This is a genomic window from Streptomyces sp. NPDC002446 (genome assembly GCF_053595675.1).
Genome location: NZ_JBSFYC010000023.1, coordinates 59,596 through 83,208, shown reverse-complemented (window position 1 = coordinate 83,208; position 23,613 = coordinate 59,596). Strand labels below are relative to the sequence as shown.

Below are 23,613 nucleotides of genomic sequence, written 5' to 3'. Positions count from 1 at the left end.
GTGCGGGCGCGCACCGCGGGTGTTCCACCTACAGCTCTCAGATCGCTGATCTTTTCCACCGGAGCAGATCTGCTGAAGGATTCATCCATGATGGAGGCGGGCGGCCGCCCCGCACGAGGATGCGGACGGCCATGATCCACGGAGGGCGCTGCCATGGGGCTGGACGACGTCGACCGCGGGCTGATCCACGCGCTGCACCTCGACGGGCGGGCGCCGTTCAGCAGGATCGCCGCCGTGCTGGGGGTGTCGACCCAGACCGTGGCCCGCCGCTACCGGCGGCTGTGCGCCGAGGCCGGGCTGCGGGTCGTCGGACTCGCCGATCCGCACCGCGCGGGCCGGGCGCAGTGGCTGGTGCGGCTGACCGCCGCCCCGCACAGCGCCCAGGACCTCGCCCGGGCGCTGGCCCGGCGCACCGACACGTCCTGGGTGAAGCTGGCCTCCGGCGGCACCGAGATCATCGCGGTGGTGCACACCCCGGCCGACGGCTTCGGCGACCACCCGCTGCTGCTGCACGACATCCCGCGCACCGCCGGCATCACCGCGGTCTCCGCCCACTACCTGCTCCACACCTACCTCGGCGGCCCCACGGCCTGGCGCGGCCGCGTCGCCATCCTGGACGCGGCCCAGCAGCGCCGGCTGACGCCCCGTGAGAGCGTCGAGGGCGGCCAACGTCCTTCCCCCGCCGAGCACTTGGCCGACACCGACCACGCACTCCTGACCGCGCTCCAGCGGGACGGCCGGACCGCCCTCGCCGAACTGGCCGCGGCCACCGGCTGGTCACCGGCCACCGTCGCACGCCGCCTCGCCGCCCTGCGGGAGGGCGGCGCGCTCTTCTTCGACGTCGAGTTCGACGACGCGCTCTACGGAGCCACCACGCAGGCCCTGCTGTGGCTGACCGTGGCCCCCACGCACCTCGACGAGGTCGCGACCGCGCTGGCCCGGCACGACGAGCTGGCGTTCGTCGCCGCCACCACCGGCCGGACGAACGTGGTCGCACACGCCCTGTGCCCCGGCCCCGCGGCCCTGCACCACTACCTCACCCGCCGCCTGGGCGGCCACCGCGCGATCCACACCCTGGAGACCGCGCCCGTACTGCGCACCGTCAAGGGCGCGGGCCCCCTCGCCCCTCCCGGCCCCGCCCGCCCCTCTCCCCCGGCCGCATCCCCGGCCCCGCCCCGCGCCGCACGCCGCCGGACGGCCCCGGACCGCCGGGACTGAGCCGCGGCCCGGGCCGGGCCCTACGGCGTGTCCGCCCGCACCCCGCCGACGCCGCCGCCCGCGTCCAGCCGCGGTATCCGCCGCTGTGCCGCGAACGCGGCGGCCGGGTAGCGCGGATCGGGCCGCAGGGCGTACTCGCGCAGACAGGCCTCGGTGAACTTGATGACGTGCTCGTCACCGTGTTCGGCGGCCCGCGCGCCGAGTTCGCCCACCGGGGGCAGGTCAGGGAGCTCCGTGCGCCAGGCCGCCGTGCCCTCCTCCCGCCGGTCGACGGTGAAGGCCAGCAGGAACGCCGTCTGCACCTGCCACAGCCGGAGCAGCGTCGGCTCGTGCAGCGCGGGCGGCAGATGCGGGAGCACAAGGCGTACGGCGGCCGGCGCGGTGACGCCGTGGACCAGCGGGACCGGGTACACCTCGGGGTGGCCGAGGTAGACATCGGCGAACTGGACGGTCATCTCGCCCAGCAGCCCGGGCGCCTGATCCGGCGCCAGCCGCTGCAACGACTCGTGATAGCCGGGGAGTTCGGCGAGGGACTCCAGGCGGTCGCGGGCGGTGCCGGGCCCCAGCCCGCCGTCCTGCGGCACCCGGGGCAGCGCGGCGACGGCGGCCGGCAGGGCATCGGTCCCGCCCAGCCGGGGCCGGCCGGGCAGCGCGGCGTAGCGGGCGGCCCAGTACGCCAAGCCCCTGGCCAGTTCGTTCAGTTGAAGCCGCGTCGGATCGGCGCCGGCGGCGTGCAGACCGCGTACCGCGTGCGCGGTGCGGATCAGGCCGTGGGTCAGACCGGCGAACAGGCCCGGGATCAGCCGGGGCCACCAGCGGACGAGGACCTCGCGCCAGTGGGCCTCGGCCAGTTCGCGGACGAAGAGCCGCTCCCAGTCCCCGGCCCGGCCGAAGGCGCCGAGCGCCGGCCGCCAGGAGGACTCGTCGGCGGGGTCCAGGGCGAAGCGCGCGGCGGGCGGCTCATGGTGCTCCATCGCGCGCCGGTAGCGGCGCACCCAAGCGGCGACCTCGTCCTCCTGACCGAGCACGGCGAGCGCCTCAGCGCCCATCGGGCCGTGGTTGGCGAGGTCCACCCCCTGCCCGCGCTCGTATCCGAGGTCGTCCATCCGCTCCAGGGCGTCGTTGAGGGCATCGCGGTAATCGAGCGACGGCATACGGGCTCACCTTTCGGTTGTCCCATTCGACTATCCGAACAGTTTGGATCTCCAAACCATCTACACTCGCAGTATGCCGCACACGCACGAGGCCGGGAAGGCGCCCCGGATGCCGACCCCCGACGAGCTGCGGATCACCAGCCTCGTACCGCTGCTGGAGCCGTTCTTCCGTGGCTCGGTGGTGCGCGATCTCATGCCGGCACCCCTGCGCGAGGCGATGGAGGCGCACGGGCTGACGCCCCGGCACGGCGCCGTGCTCCCGCAGCTGCTGGCCGGGGAGCCGCTGGCCGTCAGCGAGATCGCCCGCCGGCTCCATGTCTCGCTGCCGACCGCCAGTGAACTGGTCGGGGCCCTGAACCGGGCCGGGATCGTGGAACGCGCCGAGGACCCGGGCAACCGCCGCCGGATCCTGGTGTCCCTGTCCGAGCACTACCGCGCCCCGCTCGAAACCTTCGTCGCCCGCCGCACCGAGCCGCTGCTGCGCGCGCTGGACGGCCTCTCCCCCGGCGACCGGGCCGGCTTCCTGGCCGGCCTCACGGCCTGGGTACGCGAGGTGCAGAGCTAGGCCTGTCCAATGGGTCAGGCGGACGGTGCCTCAGCCGGCGCTGATGCAGAACGGCTGGCCGGAGGGGTCCAGCAGCACCGTCCAGTGCTTGCCGCCGGGCTGGTGGTCCGGCTTGGTCGCGCCGAGCGAGAGCAGCCGCCGCTCGGCCGCCGCGACGTCGCCGAAGGACAGGTCGAGGTGGAACACCAGCTCGTCCTCGGGCCAGTTGGGGGCCTTGAAGTCCTTGGCGGTGTAGAAGACATAGCTGGTCGTGCCGTCGCTGATCATCGCCGCGGCGTCGCCGTAGGTCTGGGTGACCCGCCACCCCAGAGCGGCCGCGTAGAAGTCGGCGAGCGCCGGGCCGTGGTGGCCCCAGAAGGCCGCGCACTTCACCCGGGCGGTGTTGCCGGTCTCGCCGGTGTGGTCGCCGGTGTGGTCTGCGGTCATGGTCGTGCTCACTCTCGTCTCTCGTGTCGTGCCGGGCAGCGGAGGATCGCCGCTGCCCGCCTTCCTGACGCTAGGAGCGCTCTAGGACGCGGGGCGTCCTAGAGCGCGCCACCGGAGCCCTAGGGCTGGCACCGGGGGCACCACACCGTGCCCCGCCCCGCGAGGCGCCGGCGGCTCAGCGGTGCGTCGCAGCGCGGACAGGCCGCGTGGGCGTCGTCCCGGTGCCCGGTGAGCCAGGAGTCGCGCGGCGGTACGCGTCCGGCCCGCACCGCCGACCGCAGGGTGCGGCGCATCTCGGTGTACAGCCGCCCGCTCTCGTCGCCGGTGAGCTCGCGGGCCGGGCGGGCGGGGTGCAGCAGGGCGCGCCAGAGGACCTCGTCGACGAGCAGATTGCCGAGCCCGGCCAGCACCGACTGGTCCATGAGGACCGACTTGAGGCTGCCCCGGTGCCCGGCGAGCGCGGCCCGGAACTCCCCGCGGGTGATCGCCGCCGCGTCCGGACCCTGGCCGCCCAGCTTCCGCTCCAGCCCGGCGTCGTCGACCAGCCACAGCCCCTGGAGTTTGCGCTGGTCGCGGTAGCGGAGCTGACGTCCGCGGCCCAGCGTGAACAGCACGCGGTCATGTGCCTGGACGTCGTCGGCCGGGGCGCCGCACACCAGCTCCCCGGTCATCCCGAAGTGCAGCAGCAGCGTGGGGCCGCCGGTGCGGGCGATCAGCCACTTCCCGTGCCGCTCGGGCGCCGCGAACCGGCGGCCTTCGAGGGCACGGCGCAGCTGCCGGGCACTCACCCCGTGCAGCACACCCGCGTCATGGACCTCGATCCGCTGGATCACCCTGCCCTGTGCGCAGCGGGCGAAGATCCTCCGGAACTCCTCGACATCGGGCAGCTCGGGCACCCCGTCGACCGCCAATCCTGTGAGCCCGTCGGTTCGTACGCAGGCCACCGGGCCGGGATGCCCGAGGAGCGCGCCGCCTTGGCGGCCGGCCCCCGGCATCCCGGCACCGTGTGACGACCTGCGAGGGCTATCCCGTGGGCAGCTCGTCGGAGGGGCGCTCGGCCACTCTGGGGCGATCACCCAGCTGGGTCGGCGCGTGGGAGGCCGGCAGCGTGACGGGCGGGGCGCTGGAGGCAGCCGGCGGCCTGGAGGCACCTGGGAAGTTGTCCGGGCCCGGGAACATGGGAGGGACCGGTGACTTCGCAGGGGCGGGGGACTTGGCGGTCGCCGGAGGCCTGGTGGCAGCCGAGGACTTCGCCGGGGTCGGGGACTTGGCGGGCACCGGCGACTTGGAGGGCGCCGTGGACCTCGCGGGCGCCGGGGAGTTGACCGGGTCCGGGTGGTTCACGGGGTCCTCGGAGCCGGAGGGGTCCGCAGAGCCGGAGGGCGCCGGTGAGCGGGACGGATCCGGGGAGCGGGACGGATCCGGAGAACGGGACGGATCCGGCGAGCGGGAGGGGTCCGGCGACCCGGACGGGTCCGCCGAGTCGGAGGGGTCCGGGCGGTCGGACGGGTCCGCCGAGTGCGACGGGTCGGGACGGTCCGACGGGTCCGGCGAATCGGACGGGTCGGGGCGGTCCGACGGGTCCGGGGAGTCGGACGGGTAGTCAGAGTCGGAGGGGTAGTCCGAGTCGGACGGGTCCGGGTCCGGGGCGGTGGCCGGGTCCAGCTGGAGGCTGCCGTACCGCGCCACCTCGGCCGAGTCTCCGGCCCAGATCCTGCCCAGCGGCTTCCCCGTGCAGTCCCGGGAGGGCCACAGGATGAGTTCGAGGGGGGTGTCGTTCTCGATCAGGCCGCCCCCGGCCCCGAGCCCGTAGCAGTGGTCGTCGCCGGGGTCGAGGATCTCGTACTGCTTGTTGTTCGGCCGGGTGTGGAAGGTGATGGTGCCGGTCGTGGCCTGCGCGCCCAAGGGGGCGAACACGGCGAGCGCCGCCCCGCTGAGGACCGCGGCGCCGAGGAAGGCGGTCATATGTCGCATGGCCGGAAGGTTCCCGATACCATATCGGACTATTCACCACAAACCGTATATTCACCCGGCGCCCCCGCCACGCTGCCCAGCCACAGCACATCCCGCGCCCTGGTCATCGCCACGAAGAGCTGACTACGCGCCAGTTCGCCCCGCTCGCGGGCCGTCTCGACGCCCGCCGCCCCGTTGGCCTGTTTGGTGTCGGACGGCAGACCGGCGTCGTAGCGGGGCAGGTAGACGCGCTTGAATTCGAGGCCCTTGGCGCGGCGGTAGCTGCCGAGTTTCACGCCCCCGACCGGGTTCCCGTCGTACTGCTCCAGCAGGCAGACGCCGATGTCCGCCCGGGTGAGCAGGCGCTGGTAGCGCGCGATGGCGCGCTTGGAGAAGCACAGCACCGCGGAGTCGGCCAGTTCCTGCGGGGTCAGGGCGCGCAGGGCGGACAGCAGCGCCTCGTCGTGCGCGTCCGGGGTGGGCAGTACGGCGCGCTGCACCTCGCCGTGATGGTAGGTCAGGTCCACCTCCCGGCGGCCGGACGTGCGCAGTCCGTCGAGGTCCTCGAAGGCGTCCTCGGCGACTACGGAGAGCGCGGTGTCCACGATCTCCTTGCTGTTGCGGTAGTTGGCGCGCAACACCTGGCCGCGGTCGCCGCGGATGTCGACACCGGCGTCGGAGAGCCGGAACCCGCCGGGGTAGACCGCCTGTTGGCCGTCCCCGATGAGCAGCAGTCCGTTGGGACTGTCGCCCACCAGCGCGTGCAGCAGACGCACTCCGACCAGGGTGAGGTCCTGGACCTCGTCCACGACGACGGCGGTGTAGCCGCAGTGGCCGGTGCGTCCTGCCGCCTGGGCGAGCGCGAGGGAGAGCACGTCGTTGAAGTCGTGCACCGCGCGCTCGGCGCGCTGGGCCTCGTACGCCTCGTACAGGGTCCAGACGGTCTGCCGGTGCGGGCGGCGCAGGCCGGCGCGGCGGCGACGGCGGGGGAGCTGGGCGTACTCCTCGAAGGAGGTGATGCCGCGCCCCTTGATGACGTAGTCGATCTCCTCCTTCCAGTAGCGGGGCAGCGGGTCGATCTCGGCCAGGCAGCTGTCCCGGCCGACGTGTTTCCAGGCGAGGCTGAAGGCGGTCTCCGCCTTGTCCGGGTGCAGGCGGACGGGGACGTCGTGGCTCTGCAGATACCTCTGCGCCCAGCGGTGCAGGCTGTGGAACTCGATCCGGTCGGCGACCGCCGGGGCCATCGTCCGCAGGAACGTGGCCTGCACCCGGGGCAGGTTGTTGGCGAAGGTGACGTACAGGACACGACCGCCGGTGCGCTGGGCGAGGTGGGCCGCGCGATGCAGGCCGACCACCGTCTTGCCGGTGCCGGCCGGGCCGCTGATCCGGGCGGGGCCGGCCCAGTTGCGGCGGACCAGTGCGAGCTGGTCGGGGTCCAGGAAGGTCATCCACTGCTCGACGGGGGCCCGGCGTGCCTCGTCGAGCGCGGCCTCGCGCAGCCCGTCGAGGTCGAAGAGGCCGTCGTCCGCGGGCTCCGGCGGGCGGGTGCCGGTGCGGGCCGGCCCGCTGTCCGCCGGGGCCTCGTACTCGGGGAAGACCCGCCCCAGATGCTCGGTGAGCAGGCGGACCGTGTCCGCGGTCAGCCGGCGGCGCTCCGACAGCAGCGCGGGGCCGATCTCGTGCTCGCCCAGCAGCCGTACCCGGCCCAGCTCGGCGTCGACGCGCTGGCCGGCGAAGACCATCAGCGGGCGCACCGCCACCGGGGACATCCCCAAGGACGCCACCGCGACCTCGGCGGCCTTGGTGACCGCGAGCAGCTTGCGCCGGTGCTCGTCGCGGGAGAATCCGCCGGCCCGCAGCCGGCCGCCCGACGGCTCCGGCGCGGCCCGCCAGTTCTTGACGTCGATGACGAAGACCCCGCCGGGGCCGATCAGCAGCATGTCCACATTGGCCGCGCGGGTGCCCGGCCAGCGCCGGTCCACCAGCAGCCGCCAGCCGCGCCCGGTCAGCATCAGCAGCTGTGCGGCGACCCGCTGCTCGCCCTCGGTCGCCGCCTCCCAGCGCTCGGCCTGCTGCCGGGCGGCCTGCCACTGCTCCCGTAACACGCGCTCCTGCCTGCGGGCTTCCTGCGCCCGCCGGGAGGCCGAACCGCCCGCCGGACCGCCCGCCGCACCCGCTGCTGCCATCGCTCGCCCCCTCACCCCTGGCCCCCGCACCCGCGGGGTCATGAACCATAGGTCGGTGGCACATGACGCGGTAGCGCGCACGGGAGGAGCACGGGGAGCATGGCGCGGGCCCGTGACCGCGGCGGACCACGGGCCCGGTGGCCGGCGGCCTACCCGACGGCGGCGGCCGACCGCTGGAAGAGCCGGGCCGCGGACGTACCGAGCCCGGCCGGCGCGCCCAGCCATCCCGGGGAGCCCGGCGGATGGCGCAGCTCGGACTCGCGGTAGCGCAGGCAGCCCCGGTGCCAGGTGAGGATGCCGGCCATCCAGTTCTCCAGCTCGCGCACATAGCCGTCGAGCATCTCGCGCGCCTCGGCCGACAGGTCGAAGTCGTCGTAGAGGATGGGCAGTTCCTCGGCGGCGACGTGCTGGAACTCGCGCATGCGGGAGGTCATCAGGTCATTGACGATGGCCAGCGCGGTCGGGTAGTCGCAGTCGAAGAAGGTCTGGACGACCAGGACGCCGTTGTGCACCTCGCCCTCGTACTCGATCTCCTTCTGGTAGGAGAAGACGTCGTTCATCAGGCAGGCGAAGTCGGCGGCGGAGTTCTCCAGCGAACGCAGCGTGCCGGTGCGGTAGATCTCCGGCGGGACCTGCCGGCCGTGGCCGAGGCGGCTGAGGGCCATGGTGAGGTCGGAGCCGAAGGTCGCGCGGCGCATCTCGATGTAGTCGACGGGGTCGGGGACGCGGTTCTGGATCTGGTTGTCGATCTCCCAGAGCCAGCTGGCGATCATCTTGTCGACCGCGGCCCGGAACGACTCGCGTGCTTCGGGGGTCATCGGCCCGGCGGTACGCGTCCACAGGTCCGCCAGCCCGCGTTCGAGGCCGTTGACCGGTTCGGGTGCGGGCTTCGTGAGGTCGAGCGGCATGAAGCCCGACAGCCGCTCGGTGCACACCTTGGCACCGGCGATGTCGCGGGGGCGGCCGAAGACCTGCGGGTAGTAGTCGTCCGCGTAGGTGCCCCAGGCCAGCCAGGCGGAGGACAGGTCGAGTTCCTCCGGCGTGGCGTCCGGGTGGAGGCCGGCCGCGCACAGCGCCAGGTCGTACCGGATGATCGCGGGCTCGTCCCAGACGTCCGAGAGCGGCACTCCGGGCTGCGGCTGGAGGATGCCCATCCGGTGTGCCCACTCCACGACCCGGCGGCGGGCGCCCTCCAGGTGCGGGCTGAGGGTGGTGGTGAACGGCATGGTGATGTCGGGGATCCGCGACGGCCCGACCGTCTGGTGCGGGACGTGGGTGTAGCTGCGCAGGCGGTGCGCGCCGGCGGTGGCCAGCGCGGTTTTCAGGTCCGCGGCCGAGGTGCCCAGGCCGCCGGCGGAGAACGGCGACCAGGGCCGCGCGGAGCCGGCCGCCGCTCCGCCGCCGTTCATATAGCGGCTGGAGCGCATGTGCCATTCATGGCCGCCGGACTGCCAGTCCTGCAGCCCCTTGGCGTACGCCAGCACATCCGCGCACGACTTCGGGTCCAGGCCCTCCTCCAGGAAGAGCGCGGGCAGCTCCAGGAGCACCGTGTTCTCGAACTGCTGGAGCCGTGAGGTGATCAGGTCGTTGACGGAGTCGGCGGCCTCCTGGGTGGTGCAGTCCAGGAAGGTCTCCAGCACCAGGACGCCGTTGCTCAGCTCGCCCTCGTCCTCCGTCTCCCGCTGGTAGGAGAAGAGGTCGTTCCGCAGGTGGACGCCGTCGGAGAAGGTGTCCTTCAGTACCCGCAGCGGCCGGGACGCGGCGACGGACGCCGGGACCTCGGCGCCGGCCGCGTACTCCACCAGGCCGGCCGACCAGGGGGCGCCGCCGACCTTGCGGCGCATCTCGATGTACTCGACGGGGTTGGGCACCCGGTTGATGTTGATGTTGGACAGTTCCCACAGCGATTCGTTGAGCAGGTGCTCGGTGCTCTCGGCGAACCGTTTGCGCCAGTCCATCGACATGTGCGGCACGGTGCGCGCCCACAGGTCGGCGAGGCCCGCCTCGACCGGGTTGACCGGCTCGGGCAGGTCCGCGGAGTCGTCCATCGGCATGAAGGCGGGCAGCCGGTCGAGGTACTCCTTGCCGCCCTCCCGGTCCAGGGTCCGCTTGAACTTCTCCAGGAAGTGGTCGTCGAAGAAGAAGACCCAGACGTACCAGTCGGTGACCAGCGAGAGGGCGTCGGCGTCGCAGTCCGGGTGGGTGTACGCACACAGCAGGGCGTAGTCGTGGGCGTCGAGGTCCTTCTGCTCCCAGATGCCGGAGCCCTCCAGCATCCCCATGTCGCGGGCCCACTTCCTGGAGTGCGTACGCGCCGCCTCCAGATGCGGATTGAGCCGCGCCGGGTAGGGCGTGTAGAAGTCAGGCAATTCGAATGGCTGTGGCACCGTTACCGGCCTCTCCCCATACGTACGGAAGGTAGGCGCGGCGAAGCACGCCCCCTGACGGGGCCAGCGCTACCCCGGGCGCCGAGGCGTCAGTCCTTGCGGAGGGGGAGGTTCCGCCTCGGCGCCACTTGGGTTCGATCACCTTCCGCAGGCGATCGTTTCGGGCTCACGCCTGACGCGCTTCTTTCGTTCCGCGCGCCGCGGTACGGAGCGCGAGCGCCGCCAGTGCCTCCGGGGCGCCGGCCTGGCCGCGGATGCCGGGGAACGCGTTGATGTCCACGATGAGCGGCGCGCCCCCGCCGGCGTCGAGCAGGTCCACGCCGTAGACCTCCAGCCCGAAGACCTCGCCGACCCGCAGCGCGGACCGTGCCCAGCCCGCCGGGAGTTCACCGGCCGGCAGCGGCAGCGTCGGTCCGCGGCCGTCCGGGGACAGCTCCGAGCGGCGCAGCGCGGCGAAGAGCTGCCCGCCGACCACCCACAGCTTGTGGTCCCAGCCGCTGTTCGCGGTGAACTCCTGGACGACCACCGGCTCTTCGGGCCGGTCGGCGGCCAGCTCCCGCAGGTGCCGGGCGGTGTCGGCGCGCGCCACGACGTCATGGCGCCGGCTGTGGCGGCTCTTGATCACCAGCGGGGTGGCCGGCTCCCCGGCCGCGGCCAGCTGCCGCAGCGTGGGCACGAAGGAGGTCGCGGCGAACGGCAGCCCGGCCGCGCGCGCCACCGCCGCCATCTCCACCCGGTCCTGGCAACGCGCCGTCGCCGCCGCGGAGTTGACGACCGGGGCGCCGCGCTCCTCCAGCCGGGCGGCGAGGGCCAGGGCCCGTGGCGTACGCGCCTTGAGGAGGTAGACATCGGCCGGCGGCGCGTCGCGATCGAGGGCGTCGTCCTCCCCCTCCGGGTCCAGATGCTCGACGTCATGACGGGGCGTCAGCAGCGCGGTGACCGCGGCCAGTACGGGGTGCCCGGGGTCCCTGGCGATCAGACCGATCCTCACCGGCCGCCGCCGATCGCCGCGAGCGAGGCCGTAGCCGGAGCGCCCGCCGCCGGGGAGGCCGCATCCGGCACCGGCCGCCGTCCGGCCCCGGTCCCCTCACGGGCGAGCCGCAGCACGGCGGCGGACACCCGCGCCACCGCGTCCGGGACCTGCCGGAAGCTGGGGAAGTCGTTGATGTCGACGACCACCGGCCCGTCGGGCCCCCGCAGGATGTCGACGCCGTACAAATCAAGGCCGAAGACCGCGCCGATCTCCTCCGTGATCCGGGCGACCTCGGCGGTGAGCGGGACCTGGCGCTCCCGTACGGCGTGCCCGGGGTGCAGCGGCGAGCGCCGCTCGGTGGCGTACAGCTCTCCGGCGACGCAGTAGACCTTGAGGTCGGCGCCGGAGTTGGGGACGTAGGGCTGGGCTATGAGCAGTCCGCCGCCGGCCGCCCCGGCGCCCGGGTCCGTCAGCCGGTCCGGCGTCTCGACCAGCCGGACGGCGCGCCCCGAGCTGCCGTCCGCCGGCTTGACCACGAGGGGGAACTCCGCCTCGGGCACGGCGGCGAACTCCTCGGCCCGCGCCGCCGCATACGTCATGGGGACCGGCAGCCCGTTGCTGCGGGCGATCACCGCGGCCAGCGCCTTGTCCCGTACGCCGCGGATGGCCCGGACGTCGTTCACCGTCGTGAGCCCGACGGCGGCGGCGGCTTCCAGAAGGGTCAGCCCGGGCCCGCCGGAGACGGTCTTGAGGACCCAGGCGTCATGGCTGCCCGCCTGGACCGAGCGGGATATGGGGATCAGCGAGCGGCCGGGCCACAGCACCTCCACCCGGTGTCCCCAGGAGCGGAGTTGGCGGATCACATCCAGCGGCATGCCGTCGTGGCGGTACTGCTCCTCCACCAGGAAGCAGAGTCTCATCGGGCCCCTCGTCTTCGCCGCACGTCCGTCCACCGTCCGTGCGGCAGATCCACGACAAACCAGGATTGCACGGGGTGATCACCGCAGACGGGGCGGCCCACGCGCCCGGCTGCCGCGCACTGTTCGCCACCCACCACCCCCAGAAGAATCCCGCATGCCGGAACCCTTGTTCCAATTCTGGGGTACCCCTAAGGTCAGGCCACCCCGGGGACGGATCGGCGAGCGGTACGCGAGTACCCAAGTACGGGAAGCAGGCGAGCGGGTTGGCGAACGAACAGCAGGGCGGCTTCGGCCGGCGGGGCTTTCTGGCCGGTGTGGGCGGGGTCGTCGGCGCCTCGGGGCTCGGCGGTACGGGCACGGCGCAGGCCGCCGCCCCGTACGACGCCGTGGAGAAGAACGGACCGGGCGGCGGGCCGCGCCCCGCGCACTTCCGCGGCGCACGGCAGCTGCTCGTACCCGAGCTGCTGCTCCTGCCGGACGGGCCGGTGCGGGGCCGGGCCGTGCTCGTGGACGACGGGAAGTTCCGCAGCATCGGTCCGGCGGAGCAGCTGATCGCCGCACACCCAGGCCTTCGCCCGGTGCGCCTGGACGGCCATCTGCTGATGCCGGGCTTCGTGGACGCGCACCACCATCTGACGCAGAGCTTCGGCAAGGCCCAGTCGTTCGGCCAGCCGTCGGAGATCTTCAAGACGATCTGGGAACCGCTGGAGCACGCGCTGGACGAGGAGAGCGCCTACGTCTCGGCGAAACTCGCCGCACTGGAGGCGCTGCGCGGCGGCTTCACCACCGTCGCCGACGCCGGGACCCGGGCGCCCGTCGACGTCCGGGCGCTGGCGAAGGGCACGGAGGAAGCCGGCATCCGCTGCGTACTGGCCAAGATCGTCTCCTCCGGCAGCGGCGGTCCGGAGCACCTGGAGCGCTGGGACGGCCATCCGCTGATCCACCCCTCGCTGGCGATCGCCGTCCCCGAGGACGCGCCCGCGGACGTCATCAAGAAGGCCGCCGACCTGTGCGCCGAGGCCGGCGCGGTGCTGCAGATCCACGTCAACGAGCATCTCGCCTCCGTGGAACGCTCGTTGAAGAGCGTCGGCCGCCGCCCCCTCGGCCATCTGCACCACATCGGCGCACTCGGCCCGCACACCCTCGGTGCGCACGCCACCCTGCTGACCCCCGCGGAGATGCGGCTGCTGGCCGACACCGGCGCCGCCATCAGCTACAACCCGGTGGCCAGCGCCTGGAAGGGCAACGGCGTCGCGCACGCGACCATGCTGGCCGCGATGGGCGTGCGGTTCGGCATGGGCACCGACGGCACCCGCGGCGACGGCTTCCGGCTGATCGACGCGGGGGAGACCGCGCAGCGGCTGGCGTACGGCATGGCCGCGGGCGACTCGGTGTGCGGGGGCGGGCGGCTGTGGCTGGAGCATGCGACCTCGCGCAGCGCCGATGCGCTCGGGCTGGGCAAGGTGACCGGCGAGATCGCGGTCGGCAAGGCCGCCGACTTCCTCGTCGTCAACATCGCCGTCCCCGAGCTCACGCCCTCCTACGACCTGCGCTGGGAGCTCGTCCGCCTGGCGAACCGCGATCAGATCGCCGCGGTCGTCGTGGGCGGCAGACTGCGCCTGTGGCACGGCTGGCCGCCGGACTGGGACGGCCCGGCCCTGGTGGCCCGCGCGGCGGAGCTCGGCCCCGAGGTCGTACGCCGCGCGAAGATCCAGCGCGTGGAGCCGCGGTAGCGGGCGGGCCGCCGTTCCCTCCCCCGCCCCGGCGCCTGGTATCCCTACCCTGAGGCACCCGCGCCGGAGCGGGACCGGGATGGATCAGGAGCCCCAGTGACCAGCAAGGCCGCACCCTTCGACGCACTCGACCGCAAGATCGTGGCGGCGCTGATCGACAACGCACGGGCGAGTTTCGCGGAGATCGGGGCGGCCGTCGGACTGTCGTCCACCGCGGTCAAGCGGCGGGTTGACCGGCTGCGGGAGACCAACGTGATCACGGGGTTCACCGCGACCGTGCGGCCGGCCGCGCTGGGGTGGCTCACCGAGGCGTATGTCGAGGTGTACTGCGACAGCGCGGCGCCGCCCCGGCGGCTCGCGGAGGTGGTGCGCAACCATCCGGAGATCGCGGCGGCGATGACCGTCACCGGCGGCGCCGACGCGCTGCTGCACGTACGGGCGACCGATGTCGAGCACTTCGAGGAGGTGCTGGAGCGGATCCGCACCGAGCCCTTCATCCGCAAGACGATCAGTTACATGGTGCTGTCCCATCTGCTGCCGGAGAGCCCGGAGGCCGGCGCACGCCGGTCCTCGACCGACGACGGCGCAGCAAACCGGCGCTAGCGGCCCTCTCTGCGCAGCATTCCTGCGCGAATAAGCAGCATTCGTTACTTGTGACCGGAAAGCGTCCCTTCTTACCGTGGAGCGCACCGCGGGTGACGATCAGTGACAGCTGGTCGTCCCCGCCTGTCCCATGAGGAAGCGGAGGGATACTTCTGTGCCGACGAACCGTGCGCCGAGCCCCCGGCGCTATCTGGTCTGCGAGCCCCGGCACTTCGACGTGCGCTACGCCATCAACCCCTGGATGCGCGCGGACGTACCGGTCGACAGGGAGCTCGCCAGACGCCAGTGGACGACGCTGATCGAGACCTACCTGGAGTACGGGCACACGGTGGAGTCCCTGCCGCCGGTGCCGGGCCTGCCGGACATGGTGTTCGCGGCGAACTCGGCGGTCGTGATGGAGGGCCGGGTCTTCGGCTCCCACTTCCACTCGCCCGAGCGCCGTCCGGAGTCCCCCGCGTACGAGACCTGGTTCAAGTCCGCCGGATTCGACGTCTACCGGCCGGAGTCGGTGTGCGAGGGCGAGGGCGATCTGGTCCCGGCGGGCCGCTATCTGCTGGCCGGCACGGGCTTTCGCACGTCGCGGGAGGCCCATCGGGAGGCGCAGGAGTTCTTCGGCGTACCGACCATCAGCCTCCAGCTGGTGGACCCGCACTTCTACCACCTGGACACCGCGCTCTGCGTCCTCGGCAGGGACGACGGCGAGACGAACATCGCCTACTACCCCGAGGCGTTCTCGCCCGGCTCCCGTGAAGTGCTCGCGCGGCTCTTTCCCGAGGCGGTGACCGCGACCCGGGACGACGCCATGGCCTTCGGCCTCAACTCCGTCTCCGACGGCCGCCATGTCTTCATCTCCCCGTCGGCCACCGGCCTGATCGACCAGCTCACCGCCCGTGGTTATGTCCCCGTCCCCGTCGACCTGTCGGAGTTCCACAAGGCCGGCGGCGACATCAAGTGCTGCACCCAGGAGATCCGTCCATGACCGCTCCCGCCCGCACCGTCTCCGTCGTCGCGCCCCGTTCGTCCGCCGAGCTGATCCAGGCCGAGCGCCCGGTCCTGGCGCACAACTACCACCCGCTGCCCGTGGTCGTCGCGCGCGCCGAGGGCGTCTGGGTCGAGGACGTCGAGGGCCGCCGCTACCTCGACATGCTGGCCGGCTACTCGGCGCTCAATTTCGGCCACCGCCACCCGGACCTCATCGAGGCCGCACACCGCCAGCTCGACCAGCTCACCCTGACCTCCCGCGCCTTCCACAACGACCGTCTCGCCGGCTTCGCCGAGGGCCTCGCCGAGCTGACCGGCATGGACATGGTGCTGCCGATGAACACCGGCGCCGAGGCGGTGGAGAGCGGCATCAAGGTCGCCCGCAAGTGGGCGTACGACATCAAGGGCGTCCCCGCGGACCGGGCGACGATCGTGGTGGCCGGCGGCAACTTCCACGGCCGTACGACCACGATCGTCGGCTTCTCCGACGACGAGACCGCCCGGGCCGGCTTCGGCCCCTTCGCCCCCGGCTTCCGCACCGTCCCCTACAACGATCTCGCCGCGCTGGAAGCCGCCGTCGACGAGACCACGGCCGCCGTACTCATCGAGCCCATCCAGGGCGAGGCGGGCGTGCTCATCCCCGACGACGGCTACCTCACCGGCGTCCGCGAGCTGACCCGGCGGGCCGGGTGCCTGCTCATCGCCGACGAGATCCAGTCCGGTCTGGGCCGCACCGGCACCACCCTGGCCGTCGAGCACGAGTCCGTCGTGCCCGACGTCCTGCTGCTCGGCAAGGCGCTCGGCGGCGGCATCGTCCCGGTCTCCGCGGTCGTCGCCCGCCGCGAGGTGCTCGGCGTACTGGGCCCCGGCCAGCACGGCTCGACGTTCGGCGGCAACCCGCTGGCGGCGGCGGTCGGTTCGGCCGTCGTCGACCTGCTGGCCACCGGCGAGTTCCAGCGCCGCGCCGCCGACCTGGGCGAGCAGCTGCGCACCGGCCTGGCCGCGCTGACCGGCAAGGGCGTCACCGGCTTCCGCGCCCGCGGCCTGTGGGCCGGCGTCGACGTCGACCCCGCCCTCGGCACCGGCCGCGAGATCAGCGAACGCCTGCTGAAGGAGGGCGTCCTGGTCAAGGACACCCATGGCTCGACGATCCGGCTCGCCCCGCCGCTGACCATCACGGGCGAGGAACTGGCGTCGGCGCTGGGGGCGCTGGAGCGGGTGCTGGGCTAGGGCCTGTCCGGTGGGTCAGGGCCGGAAAGGCCCTGGCCAGGACTCCGCGCTAGCCCGCGGCCAGCAGTGCCGCGGCCGCCGCGCGTGCATTCCGGGCAGCGTCCGGATCGCCCATGACGGCCGCGGCACTGATCGCACCGTCGACCAGCAGCGCCAACTGCGCCGCAACGACGCCCGGTTGACGTACCGGGCCGCCCGCCTCGCCCGCCTCGCCCCCCTCGACCAGCTCGGTCAGATACGCCAGCAGCGCGCGCTTGTGCTCCCGGGCGACGCGGCCGACCCCCTCCGAGGTCGCCCCCAGCTCCCCGAACGCATTGAGGAACGCGCACCCACGGAAATCCGGCTCCGCGAACCACGTGTGCAGCCAGTCGAAGACGGCGAGCGCCCGTGCCTCGCCGTCTTCGGCATGCCTGCCCTGCTCGCCGACGTACCCGGCGAGCGAGGTGCGCCACCGCTCGTCACGTCGCCGCAGACAGGCCTCCACGAGGTCATGCTTGGCGGGAAAGCACTGGTAGAGACGCTTGAGCGACACCCCGGCGGCGGCCCGGAGCTCATCCATGCCGACGGCCTGGATCCCACGCTCGTAGAACAGCTTCTCCGCGGCGTCGAGTATCCGCGTACGGGCTTCTTCGAGGTCCATGGCACTTCCGTGACTTTGCAAGAGAACGGGCGTTCTCTACACTAGCCCACACCAAGGAGAACGACCGTTCTCCATCGTCCCGCCTTGCCCGTCCCGTCTTACCCGTCCCGCCTTGCCCCACAGGGAGCCCACCATGGCACCACGCCCACCCCTCCCCCCGTTCGACGAGCAGAGCGCACTCCAGAAGGTGCAGGCCGCCGAGGACGCCTGGAACACCCGCGATCCCGAGCGCGTCGCCCTCGCCTACACCGAGGACTCGATATGGCGGAACCGCGACACCTTCCTCACCGGCCGCGACGAGATCGTCGCCTTCCTCCGCCGGAAGTGGGCCCGCGAGCTGGACTACGCGCTGCGCAAGGAGCTCTGGTCGTACAGCGGCAACCGCATCGCGGTGCGCTTCCAGTACGAGAGCCGCGACGCCGACGGCCAGTGGTGGCGCAGCCACGGCAACGAACTGTGGGAGTTCGACGAGCAGGGCCTGATGCGCCGCCGCGAGGCCGGCATCCACGATGTCGCGATCACGGAGACCGACCGCCGCATCTTCGGCCCCCGCCCCGCCGCCCACCGGGCCGAGCCCCTGCCCTTCCCCTGATCACCCGCCACCCGGCGGTCAGCGAGCAGCTTTGATCCCCGCAATGAAGGCGCCCCAGGCCTCAACCGGGAACACGACGGCCGGGCCGTCCGGGCTCTTGGAGTCGCGGACGGGTATGCCGGCGGGGTGGCCGTCCAGGACCTCGACGCAGCTGCCGGATTCGGATCCGCTGTGTGATGACTTGCGCCAACCGCTCAGCCCGGAAGTATCGGTGATGGTGTGCTCAGTCATGGTGTCCGAATTCCCTCGCTGTCGCCCTCATCAGGGCGATTGACTCCTTCGTCGACAACGCTTCGCCCAGTGCGAGAGCGTAGACGCTCTGCAGCCGTTGGACCACGGCAGGAGAGTCATGCACCTTGCCGATGGCCTGACCCTCGGAGTAGGCCACCGGGGGCTGATCCTCGAACCACATGAGCGTCAGCATGCTCTGCAAAAGCGGATAGACGCCCACACCGAACGGCATCACATGGACGCGGACACGCTTGTCCTCGGCCAGTCCCACGATGTGCATCAGCTGTTCCGCCATTACCTCCGGGCCACCCATAGGGCGACGCAGCACGGCTTCATCAAGCAGTGCCCACACCACAGGCGTTACCGGGTTGGTGAGAATCTTGGCGCGCTCCAGGCGTGTGACGACGTGCTTGTCACATTCCTCGTCGCTCCGGGGAGGGAAGCCAGCCCCCAGAACCGCAGTTGCGTAACCTCGCGTCTGCAGGATTCCCGGCACGTAGGACAGTGCGAACTCGTGGAGCATCGTCGCCTGTTGCTCAAGCTGCCGCGCCGCTTCGAAGTAGTCGGCGATTGTCTTGTCGTCCTGCGGCAAGAAGCTGCTCAGCACATCCCCCGTGTTCAGCACCTTGTCCAGCCGCCGCGCGTCCTCCCTGGACGGGATCCGTCGCCCCGCCTCGATGTGTGCGATGTGCGAGCGCGTCATCATCGCCGCGTCCGCCAACTGCTGCTGCGTCAGCCCGGCCGCCTCTCGCTGGGCCCGCAGCCAGTCCCCGTACGTAGTGCCCACTCGTCAACTCCCTTGTGCGAAAAGGCTTGTCACACTCTGAGTACTAGCGAGGCTACTCGCCGTCACTGACAGTGGAGGCTGCACGGCAATGACCCCCGCGACCGCTCGCGACGGCCCGGGGGCATGGCCACCAACCCCCTGGAGGTTGACGACATGGGCAAAGTTATCGCCCGATCCTTCTGCGCGCTGCTGGGTCTGCTGATTCCCGCCAGGGGCCGCCACCGCGCGCCCCTGCCCGCGCCCCTGCCCCCGCCCCTTCCCCCGGTCTTCCGCAGCGCCGAGACGCTGTACCGCGGCGAGGACACGCACCTCATCCGCCCCTATGCGCTGACACCCGAAGAATGGCGGGAACGCCGCGCCCAGCAGGCTCGGCGCCGGACCCTGGTGGTCGCGCGATGACCTACGACCCGGACAACCCCCAGCGCCCCGGCTCCAAGCTGCGCCTGCTGCCGTGGGAGACGGCCTCGGGACAGCCGTGCTTCCTGAGCACGGATGACCGCGGCAGTTACCTGTCCCGGAAGGCCGACCAGATGGAGGCCGAGCAGATGCGCGACGGCGCCGCCGCACTCGCCGACGCGGAAGACGTGCTGGACGACCACATGGCGGGGCCGCTCACCCTCCGCGTCACGCTCAAGCGGACCACGATGGCCCTCGACGACGCCCTGCGGATCGCGGACAGCAGGCTCGGGCGGCTGCCCGCATCGGAAGACGCCGACGACGGCGACGGCGCCCCTGCTCGCGCCCGGCAAGGGCAGAGCGCGGTACGGCGGTTCAGTCCCCCAGAACCTCCAGAAGCTGCTTCGCGAACTCCTTAGGGGACTCGACGGCTCCGAGGTGGCCGCCGGGGAACTCGACGAGTTCCGAGCCGAGCAGTCCCGCGAGGCGGGAGACGGGGCCGTAGATGGGTACCTGCCCGCGGGAGTCTCGGCCGGCCGCCGGGACCAGTTTGTGGGCGGCGGTGCGGAGTGCGGCGAGGTCCGGTGTGGTCGAGGAGAAGGGGCAGAGCATGTGGTCCAGGAAGACGGGGAGGTTGGCGTGCATCCGGGCCGACATCTCCTGGATTTCGGGCGGCAGGTCCGTCGGGCGCTTCGACGGCTCGTCCGATGACGGTTCCGACGCCCGCCGCTCCGGCTGCCCGGCCGGCCGCTCCGATGACGGTTCCGACGGCTCGGCGCCCAGGGCTTCGCTGAAGCGGATCATCGCGGCGGCCACCCCTTCGGTGCGGAAGACCTCGCGGACCTCGGCGAAGAGCGCCATGTGCGGGGCGGGGTCCTCCAGAAGCTGCAGGAGCGGGGGCTCGTGGGCCACCACCTTGCGCAGTCGGCCGGGGTGCCGGGCCAGGAGGTCGACGGCGACGATGGCGCCGGAGCTGCAGCCGAGGACGGAGGCTTCGTCGTCCGGGGCGAGGAGGTCGAGCAGCCGGCGGGCGTCGTCGCTCCACACCTCGACGCTCTGGTCGGCGAGGGGGCCGTCGAGCGGGCTGCGGGACAGGCCCCGAGGGTCGTAGGAGACCACGGTGTGACGGGTCGCGAGGTCCGGGGCCATGCCTGCGTACAGGCCGGCGTCGGCGGAGCCGCCGGGTATGAGCAGCAGGACCGGGCCGCTGCCGCGCGTCTCGTAGTGGAGGGTGGCGCCGGGCACCTTGAGCATGCCGGTCTGGGGAGCGTTCATCACGTGTTCCCATCGGGTCGGGACGGCCAGTTCTCCAGGAGCACATGGAGCGCGTCGAGCGAGCGCGACCAGGAGTCCTGGACGGCACGGGGGTGACCGAACCCCCCGCTGAGCTCCAGGTGGATGTAGCCGTGGAAGGTGGCGCGCAGCAGGCGGCCGGCGTCGGTCAGGTCCGGCTCCGTCAGGCCGTAGGCGCGGAGCATGCCGTAGGTCAGCTCGATGCTGCGGCGCAGGCCGACGGAGTCCGCGACCTCCTCCGGTTCGAGACGCATCTGGCCCGCGGCGTAGCGGCCGGGATGTTCGAGCGCGTACTGGCGGTAGGCGTCGGCGAAGGCGACCAGCGCCTCCTTGCCCGACCGGCCGGCCACCGCCTCGGCGATGCGGCCGGTCATCTCCTCGCCGCCGAGCAGCGCGATCCGTACGCGCAGGTCCCGCAGGTTCTTCACATGCGAGTACAGGCTGGCGTCCTTCACGCCGACGCGGCGCGCGAGCGCGGAGACCGTGACGTTCTCCAGCCCGACCTCGTCCGCCATCTGCGCGGCCGCCTCCGTGAGTTTGGCCGCGTTGAGACCGGCACGGACCACGGGTCGTCACCTCCCACCTGGGAATACTTACACCTACCTAGAGCCTCTAGGTGGAAACCTAGCACCCCTAGGTAAGGATTACCTAGAGCCTCTAGGTTCGTAGGTGCGTAGGTGCGTAGGTTCGTGCGGCCGCCTACCCGTGGTCCGGACGTGGCGGGGCTGCGGTGTCGTTCGAGGTGGTTTCGGGTTTGGCGTAGAGGACCTCGCGGGCCTGCTCCGTGGCGCGGAGGATGCTCTCGCTGATGAAGTCGCTGAAGCGGGCGATGTTCTCCAGGCGGACGGCGGCCGGGCTGCCGCGGCCGAGGACGCCGACGCCCTGCCGTGCGGTCTCGGCGACCTGGGCGATGCCGCGGGCGCTGTCGATCGTCGACTGGTACCAGACGTCGTCGTCGACGAAGTAGCGGTCGCGGCGGCGTTCGTCGCGTTCCCGGCGGATGAGGCCCTGCCCTTCGAGGACCGCGATCGCCTTGGAGACGGACGCAGGGCTGACCTGGAGGTGCTGGACGAGTTCGGACGCGGTGAGGCTGCCCGCGTCGGCAATGAAGAGGCAGGTCAGCACCCGAGCCGTCATCTTGGGCATGCCCTGCCCCATCAGGAGGGTGGTGAACGCCTCCTCGTACTCGGCCACGGCCTCGGCGTCGCGCCCATGCGGCTGCGGGGCCGACTGCGGCCCCCGGGAGGGGGCGGGCCCGCGCCGGCGGGCGCGGCGTTCGGTGGCGCGGTGGGCCAGGTCGGCGCGGTAGGCGGTGGGGCCGCCGTTGCGCATCACCTCACGCGTGATCGTCGAGGTCGGACGGTCGAGGCGTCGGGCGATCTCGGCGTAGGGGAGGCTGTCGGCCAGCCCCAGCGCGATCTGCTGGCGTTCGGACTGGGTGAGCCTGCCTCCCGGCATTGCGGTCTCCTTGGTGATCCTGGGTGATCTTTCGTGGCGGTCGGTTCCTGAGCCCCCATCATAGCGTTCACTTCTCAGTCATTGCAATGAGTCGAGCGATTCTCGTTGCGTTACGTTCACACTCGTTGCAACAGTTTTGCTGCTTTGACCTGCATGAATGCCGATCCTACGCAACAAAGTCGTTGTCGGATTCTGGAAAGCAACGTAGCGTTTCTGGAGTCAGAAACAACGAACGGCCAACCGAACGGCCAATCAAACGACCACGGAGAACACCATGCAGAAGTTCGACACCCCCGCCCCGATCTCCGCCGTCCTGGACTTCCCCGCCGGACGCGTCCAGCTCATCGCCGCGGACCGCGCCGACACCACCGTCGAGATCCGGCCCACCAACCCCGCCAAGAGCCGCGACACCAAGGCCGCCGAGCAGACCGCGGTCGCCTACGCCGACGGCGTCCTGCGGATCACGGCCCCGACCCCCAACAACCAGCTCTTCGGCCCCTCCGGATCCGTGGAGATCACCGTCCAGTTGCCCGCCGGCTCCCGCATCGAGGGCAAGGCCGCCTGCGCCGAGCTCCGCGGCGTCGGACGCCTCGGCGACGTCGCCTTCGACGGCGCGTACCGCCAGATCAAGATCGACGAGGCCGCGAGCGTCCGCCTCACCGCGACCGACGGCGACGTCGAGGTCGGCCTGCTGGGCGGCCCCGCGGAGATCAGCACCGCAAGGGGCGACATCCGGATCACCGAGGCCGTGCGCGGCACGGTCGTGCTCCGCACCCAGTCCGGCAACATCTCGGTCGGCGCCGCCGCCGGCGTCTCGGCCGCCCTGGACGCCGGCACCGCCTACGGCCGCGTCAGCAACGCCCTCAAGAACGACGGCACCGCCGAACTCGACATCCGCGCCACCACCTCCCACGGCGACATCACCGCCCGCAGCCTCTGACGGAGCAGGACCAGGACTGCCCGGCCGCGCAAGACACCCCACACGACCAGGAGGAACACATGACGAAGACCAGCACTTCCCCGACCAGCGCCACGTGGAGCGGCATGGTGCCGGTCGACGACACCGCCCTGGCCGTCACCGACACCGGCGGTCCCGGGATCCCGGTGGTCTACCTCAACGGCCACTTCGCCACGCAGGGGTACTGGCGGCGGGTCATCGGCGACCTGGGGACGGGGTGGCGGCACATCACCTACGACGAGCGGGCCCGCGGCAGGAAGTCGCAGCGTTCGGCGGACTACTCCTTCGAGGCGGCCGTCCGGGACGTCGATGCCGTTCTCGCGGCCCGGGGTGTGGACCGGGCGCTGGTGGTGGGCTGGTCCTACGGGGCGTACGTCGGGGCGCACTGGGCCAGCCGCAATCCCGGCCGTTGCCTGGGCGCGGTCCTGGTCGACGGCGCCCAGCCGTACGACTGGCTCACCGAGGAGATGGAGCAGGGGATCCGCACGTTCTTCAAGCGGATGGGCTGGTTCCTGCCGCTGCTGCGCCCGACGGGCCTGACCCCGCGGATGACCGTCGAGCAGATGGCGAACAGCAACATCGAGGTCGGCAAGCTCTCCCGCGAGCGCGAGCTGGGCCCCGTCCTGGACAGCATCACCGTCCCGGTGCGGTATGTGCTTGCTTCGGGGAGGTCCTTCGGAAGCAAGGGTGATGAGCAGGAACGCATTCGCGCCGGTCTCGACCCGGTGTTTGCGCGCAACCCGAACATCCGGCTCAGCGCGAAGGTCGCCAGCAACCACGGTGCGATCCTCAGGAAGGACTTCCCGGCCGTCGCCGCGGCCGTACGCGAGGTCGCCGCCCTCGACGGCGGGGGGCGCTGAGGACACGACCGGCGGCCTGACGCGACACCCATACGCCCTGGCCGCCCCTCGCCGCCCCCTCGGCGCCCC

Annotated in this window: 25 protein-coding genes; 11 read left to right on the top strand and 14 right to left on the bottom strand. The window is 72.2% G+C overall.

The window, feature by feature from the left end; all coding sequences use genetic code 11:
* Positions 1-153: 153 nt before the first annotated feature.
* The gene (locus ACWD6P_RS15930; protein WP_451444665.1) at positions 154-1,218 is read left to right on the top strand and encodes an Lrp/AsnC family transcriptional regulator; all 1,065 of its coding nucleotides are present in this window, start codon (positions 154-156) and stop codon (positions 1,216-1,218) included.
* A 20-nt stretch (positions 1,219-1,238) separates the two neighbouring features.
* Here ACWD6P_RS15930 and ACWD6P_RS15925 read toward each other — a convergent pair whose 3' ends face one another.
* Complete coding sequence (locus tag ACWD6P_RS15925; RefSeq protein ID WP_451444664.1) at positions 1,239-2,372, bottom strand: questin oxidase family protein; 1,134 nt, start codon at positions 2,370-2,372, stop codon at positions 1,239-1,241.
* Positions 2,373-2,445: 73 nt separating this feature from the next.
* Here ACWD6P_RS15925 and ACWD6P_RS15920 point away from each other — a divergent pair, with 73 nt between their 5' ends.
* A complete protein-coding gene (locus ACWD6P_RS15920) occupies positions 2,446-2,937 on the top strand; it encodes a MarR family winged helix-turn-helix transcriptional regulator (RefSeq protein ID WP_451444663.1) in 492 nt (163 codons plus the stop codon).
* 30 nt (positions 2,938-2,967) lie between these two features.
* On the opposite strand, the gene ACWD6P_RS15915 is transcribed toward ACWD6P_RS15920, so the two are convergent.
* The 7 genes from ACWD6P_RS15915 to ACWD6P_RS15885 form a co-directional block, all read right to left on the bottom strand.
* Positions 2,968-3,363, bottom strand: a complete 396-nt coding sequence (locus ACWD6P_RS15915; protein WP_451444662.1) for a VOC family protein — start codon at positions 3,361-3,363, stop codon at positions 2,968-2,970.
* A gap of 119 nt (positions 3,364-3,482) precedes the next feature.
* Positions 3,483-4,259, bottom strand: a complete 777-nt coding sequence (locus ACWD6P_RS15910) for an Fpg/Nei family DNA glycosylase (RefSeq protein ID WP_451444661.1) — start codon at positions 4,257-4,259, stop codon at positions 3,483-3,485.
* Positions 4,260-4,386: 127 nt separating this feature from the next.
* A complete protein-coding gene (locus ACWD6P_RS15905) occupies positions 4,387-5,337 on the bottom strand; it encodes a hypothetical protein (RefSeq protein ID WP_451444660.1) in 951 nt (316 codons plus the stop codon).
* 29 nt (positions 5,338-5,366) lie between these two features.
* Positions 5,367-7,502, bottom strand: a complete 2,136-nt coding sequence (locus ACWD6P_RS15900) for a UvrD-helicase domain-containing protein (protein WP_451444659.1) — start codon at positions 7,500-7,502, stop codon at positions 5,367-5,369.
* 149 nt (positions 7,503-7,651) lie between these two features.
* Positions 7,652-9,889, bottom strand: a complete 2,238-nt coding sequence (locus ACWD6P_RS15895; protein ID WP_451444658.1) for a family 2 encapsulin nanocompartment cargo protein terpene cyclase — start codon at positions 9,887-9,889, stop codon at positions 7,652-7,654.
* A 166-nt stretch (positions 9,890-10,055) separates the two neighbouring features.
* Positions 10,056-10,880: an ATP-grasp domain-containing protein gene (locus ACWD6P_RS15890; RefSeq protein WP_451444657.1), complete on the bottom strand. Its 825-nt coding sequence runs from the start codon at positions 10,878-10,880 to the stop codon at positions 10,056-10,058.
* Entirely contained in the window at positions 10,877-11,782 is a 906-nt protein-coding gene (locus ACWD6P_RS15885; RefSeq protein WP_451444656.1) for an ATP-grasp domain-containing protein, read from the bottom strand. The genes ACWD6P_RS15890 and ACWD6P_RS15885 overlap by 4 nt, the downstream gene beginning before the upstream one ends.
* A gap of 386 nt (positions 11,783-12,168) precedes the next feature.
* Here ACWD6P_RS15885 and ACWD6P_RS15880 point away from each other — a divergent pair, with 386 nt between their 5' ends.
* The 4 genes from ACWD6P_RS15880 to rocD all read left to right on the top strand — a co-directional run bounded on the left by ACWD6P_RS15880 (position 12,169) and on the right by rocD (position 16,329).
* On the top strand, positions 12,169-13,515 hold the full coding sequence (locus ACWD6P_RS15880) for an amidohydrolase family protein (protein WP_451444683.1): 1,347 nt from the start codon (positions 12,169-12,171) through the stop codon (positions 13,513-13,515).
* A gap of 96 nt (positions 13,516-13,611) precedes the next feature.
* Positions 13,612-14,118, top strand: a complete 507-nt coding sequence (locus ACWD6P_RS15875; RefSeq protein WP_451444655.1) for an Lrp/AsnC family transcriptional regulator — start codon at positions 13,612-13,614, stop codon at positions 14,116-14,118.
* 130 nt (positions 14,119-14,248) lie between these two features.
* On the top strand, positions 14,249-15,097 hold the full coding sequence (gene ddaH / locus ACWD6P_RS15870) for a dimethylargininase (protein ID WP_451444654.1): 849 nt from the start codon (positions 14,249-14,251) through the stop codon (positions 15,095-15,097).
* Positions 15,094-16,329, top strand: a complete 1,236-nt coding sequence (gene rocD, locus ACWD6P_RS15865) for an ornithine--oxo-acid transaminase (protein ID WP_451444653.1) — start codon at positions 15,094-15,096, stop codon at positions 16,327-16,329. The genes ddaH and rocD overlap by 4 nt, the downstream gene beginning before the upstream one ends.
* A 49-nt stretch (positions 16,330-16,378) precedes the next feature.
* On the opposite strand, the gene ACWD6P_RS15860 is transcribed toward rocD, so the two are convergent.
* Positions 16,379-16,969, bottom strand: coding sequence for a TetR/AcrR family transcriptional regulator (locus ACWD6P_RS15860; RefSeq protein ID WP_451444652.1), 591 nt, complete (start codon positions 16,967-16,969; stop codon positions 16,379-16,381).
* Positions 16,970-17,102: 133 nt separating this feature from the next.
* On the opposite strand from ACWD6P_RS15860, the gene ACWD6P_RS15855 reads away from it, so the two are divergent.
* Positions 17,103-17,561: a nuclear transport factor 2 family protein gene (locus tag ACWD6P_RS15855; RefSeq protein WP_451444651.1), complete on the top strand. Its 459-nt coding sequence runs from the start codon at positions 17,103-17,105 to the stop codon at positions 17,559-17,561.
* Between the two features lie 18 nt (positions 17,562-17,579).
* Here ACWD6P_RS15855 and ACWD6P_RS15850 read toward each other — a convergent pair whose 3' ends face one another.
* A complete protein-coding gene (locus tag ACWD6P_RS15850) occupies positions 17,580-17,792 on the bottom strand; it encodes a DUF397 domain-containing protein (RefSeq protein WP_451444650.1) in 213 nt (70 codons plus the stop codon).
* Positions 17,785-18,579 (bottom strand): helix-turn-helix domain-containing protein, encoded by a 795-nt coding sequence (locus ACWD6P_RS15845; protein WP_451444649.1) that lies wholly within the window; start codon positions 18,577-18,579, stop codon positions 17,785-17,787. Before ACWD6P_RS15845 ends, ACWD6P_RS15850 begins: the two co-directional genes overlap by 8 nt.
* 123 nt (positions 18,580-18,702) lie before the next feature.
* Here ACWD6P_RS15845 and ACWD6P_RS15840 point away from each other — a divergent pair, with 123 nt between their 5' ends.
* A complete protein-coding gene (locus tag ACWD6P_RS15840; RefSeq protein WP_451444648.1) occupies positions 18,703-18,978 on the top strand; it encodes a hypothetical protein in 276 nt (91 codons plus the stop codon).
* Positions 18,975-19,394 (top strand): hypothetical protein, encoded by a 420-nt coding sequence (locus tag ACWD6P_RS15835; RefSeq protein WP_451444647.1) that lies wholly within the window; start codon positions 18,975-18,977, stop codon positions 19,392-19,394. The genes ACWD6P_RS15840 and ACWD6P_RS15835 overlap by 4 nt, the downstream gene beginning before the upstream one ends.
* Here ACWD6P_RS15835 and ACWD6P_RS15830 read toward each other — a convergent pair.
* The 3 genes from ACWD6P_RS15830 to ACWD6P_RS15820 form a co-directional block, all read right to left on the bottom strand.
* Positions 19,351-20,250 carry an alpha/beta fold hydrolase gene (locus ACWD6P_RS15830; RefSeq protein WP_451444646.1) on the bottom strand — a complete coding sequence of 300 codons (900 nt, stop codon included), beginning with the start codon at positions 20,248-20,250 and terminating at the stop codon, positions 19,351-19,353. The two genes, ACWD6P_RS15835 and ACWD6P_RS15830, sit on opposite strands and share 44 nt — an antisense overlap.
* Entirely contained in the window at positions 20,250-20,834 is a 585-nt protein-coding gene (locus tag ACWD6P_RS15825) for a TetR/AcrR family transcriptional regulator (protein WP_451444645.1), read from the bottom strand. Before ACWD6P_RS15825 ends, ACWD6P_RS15830 begins: the two co-directional genes overlap by 1 nt.
* Before the next feature lie 133 nt (positions 20,835-20,967).
* Positions 20,968-21,726, bottom strand: a complete 759-nt coding sequence (locus tag ACWD6P_RS15820) for a helix-turn-helix domain-containing protein (protein WP_451444644.1) — start codon at positions 21,724-21,726, stop codon at positions 20,968-20,970.
* Positions 21,727-22,000: 274 nt separating this feature from the next.
* Here ACWD6P_RS15820 and ACWD6P_RS15815 point away from each other — a divergent pair, with 274 nt between their 5' ends.
* Complete coding sequence (locus ACWD6P_RS15815; protein WP_451444643.1) at positions 22,001-22,666, top strand: DUF4097 family beta strand repeat-containing protein; 666 nt, start codon at positions 22,001-22,003, stop codon at positions 22,664-22,666.
* Positions 22,667-22,725: 59 nt separating this feature from the next.
* A complete protein-coding gene (locus ACWD6P_RS15810) occupies positions 22,726-23,544 on the top strand; it encodes an alpha/beta fold hydrolase (RefSeq protein WP_451444642.1) in 819 nt (272 codons plus the stop codon).
* The last annotated feature ends 69 nt before the right edge of the window (positions 23,545-23,613 follow it).

Bases quoted from the DNA above. Each gene is read 5' to 3' on its own strand.
- ACWD6P_RS15930 (WP_451444665.1), top strand. From the start codon at position 154: ATGGGGCTGGACGACGTCGACCGCGGGCTGATCCACGCGCTGCACCTC.
- ACWD6P_RS15925 (WP_451444664.1), bottom strand. From the start codon at position 2,372: ATGCCGTCGCTCGATTACCGCGATGCCCTCAACGACGCCCTGGAGCGG.
- ACWD6P_RS15920 (WP_451444663.1), top strand. From the start codon at position 2,446: ATGCCGCACACGCACGAGGCCGGGAAGGCGCCCCGGATGCCGACCCCC.
- ACWD6P_RS15915 (WP_451444662.1), bottom strand. From the start codon at position 3,363: ATGACCGCAGACCACACCGGCGACCACACCGGCGAGACCGGCAACACC.
- ACWD6P_RS15905 (WP_451444660.1), bottom strand. From the start codon at position 5,337: ATGCGACATATGACCGCCTTCCTCGGCGCCGCGGTCCTCAGCGGGGCG.
- ACWD6P_RS15900 (WP_451444659.1), bottom strand. From the start codon at position 7,502: ATGGCAGCAGCGGGTGCGGCGGGCGGTCCGGCGGGCGGTTCGGCCTCC.
- ACWD6P_RS15885 (WP_451444656.1), bottom strand. From the start codon at position 11,782: ATGAGACTCTGCTTCCTGGTGGAGGAGCAGTACCGCCACGACGGCATG.
- ddaH (WP_451444654.1), top strand. From the start codon at position 14,249: ATGAGGAAGCGGAGGGATACTTCTGTGCCGACGAACCGTGCGCCGAGC.
- rocD (WP_451444653.1), top strand. From the start codon at position 15,094: ATGACCGCTCCCGCCCGCACCGTCTCCGTCGTCGCGCCCCGTTCGTCC.
- ACWD6P_RS15860 (WP_451444652.1), bottom strand. From the start codon at position 16,969: ATGGACCTCGAAGAAGCCCGTACGCGGATACTCGACGCCGCGGAGAAG.
- ACWD6P_RS15855 (WP_451444651.1), top strand. From the start codon at position 17,103: ATGGCACCACGCCCACCCCTCCCCCCGTTCGACGAGCAGAGCGCACTC.
- ACWD6P_RS15850 (WP_451444650.1), bottom strand. From the start codon at position 17,792: ATGACTGAGCACACCATCACCGATACTTCCGGGCTGAGCGGTTGGCGC.
- ACWD6P_RS15840 (WP_451444648.1), top strand. From the start codon at position 18,703: ATGGCCACCAACCCCCTGGAGGTTGACGACATGGGCAAAGTTATCGCC.
- ACWD6P_RS15835 (WP_451444647.1), top strand. From the start codon at position 18,975: ATGACCTACGACCCGGACAACCCCCAGCGCCCCGGCTCCAAGCTGCGC.
- ACWD6P_RS15830 (WP_451444646.1), bottom strand. From the start codon at position 20,250: ATGAACGCTCCCCAGACCGGCATGCTCAAGGTGCCCGGCGCCACCCTC.
- ACWD6P_RS15820 (WP_451444644.1), bottom strand. From the start codon at position 21,726: ATGCCGGGAGGCAGGCTCACCCAGTCCGAACGCCAGCAGATCGCGCTG.
- ACWD6P_RS15815 (WP_451444643.1), top strand. From the start codon at position 22,001: ATGCAGAAGTTCGACACCCCCGCCCCGATCTCCGCCGTCCTGGACTTC.
- ACWD6P_RS15810 (WP_451444642.1), top strand. From the start codon at position 22,726: ATGACGAAGACCAGCACTTCCCCGACCAGCGCCACGTGGAGCGGCATG.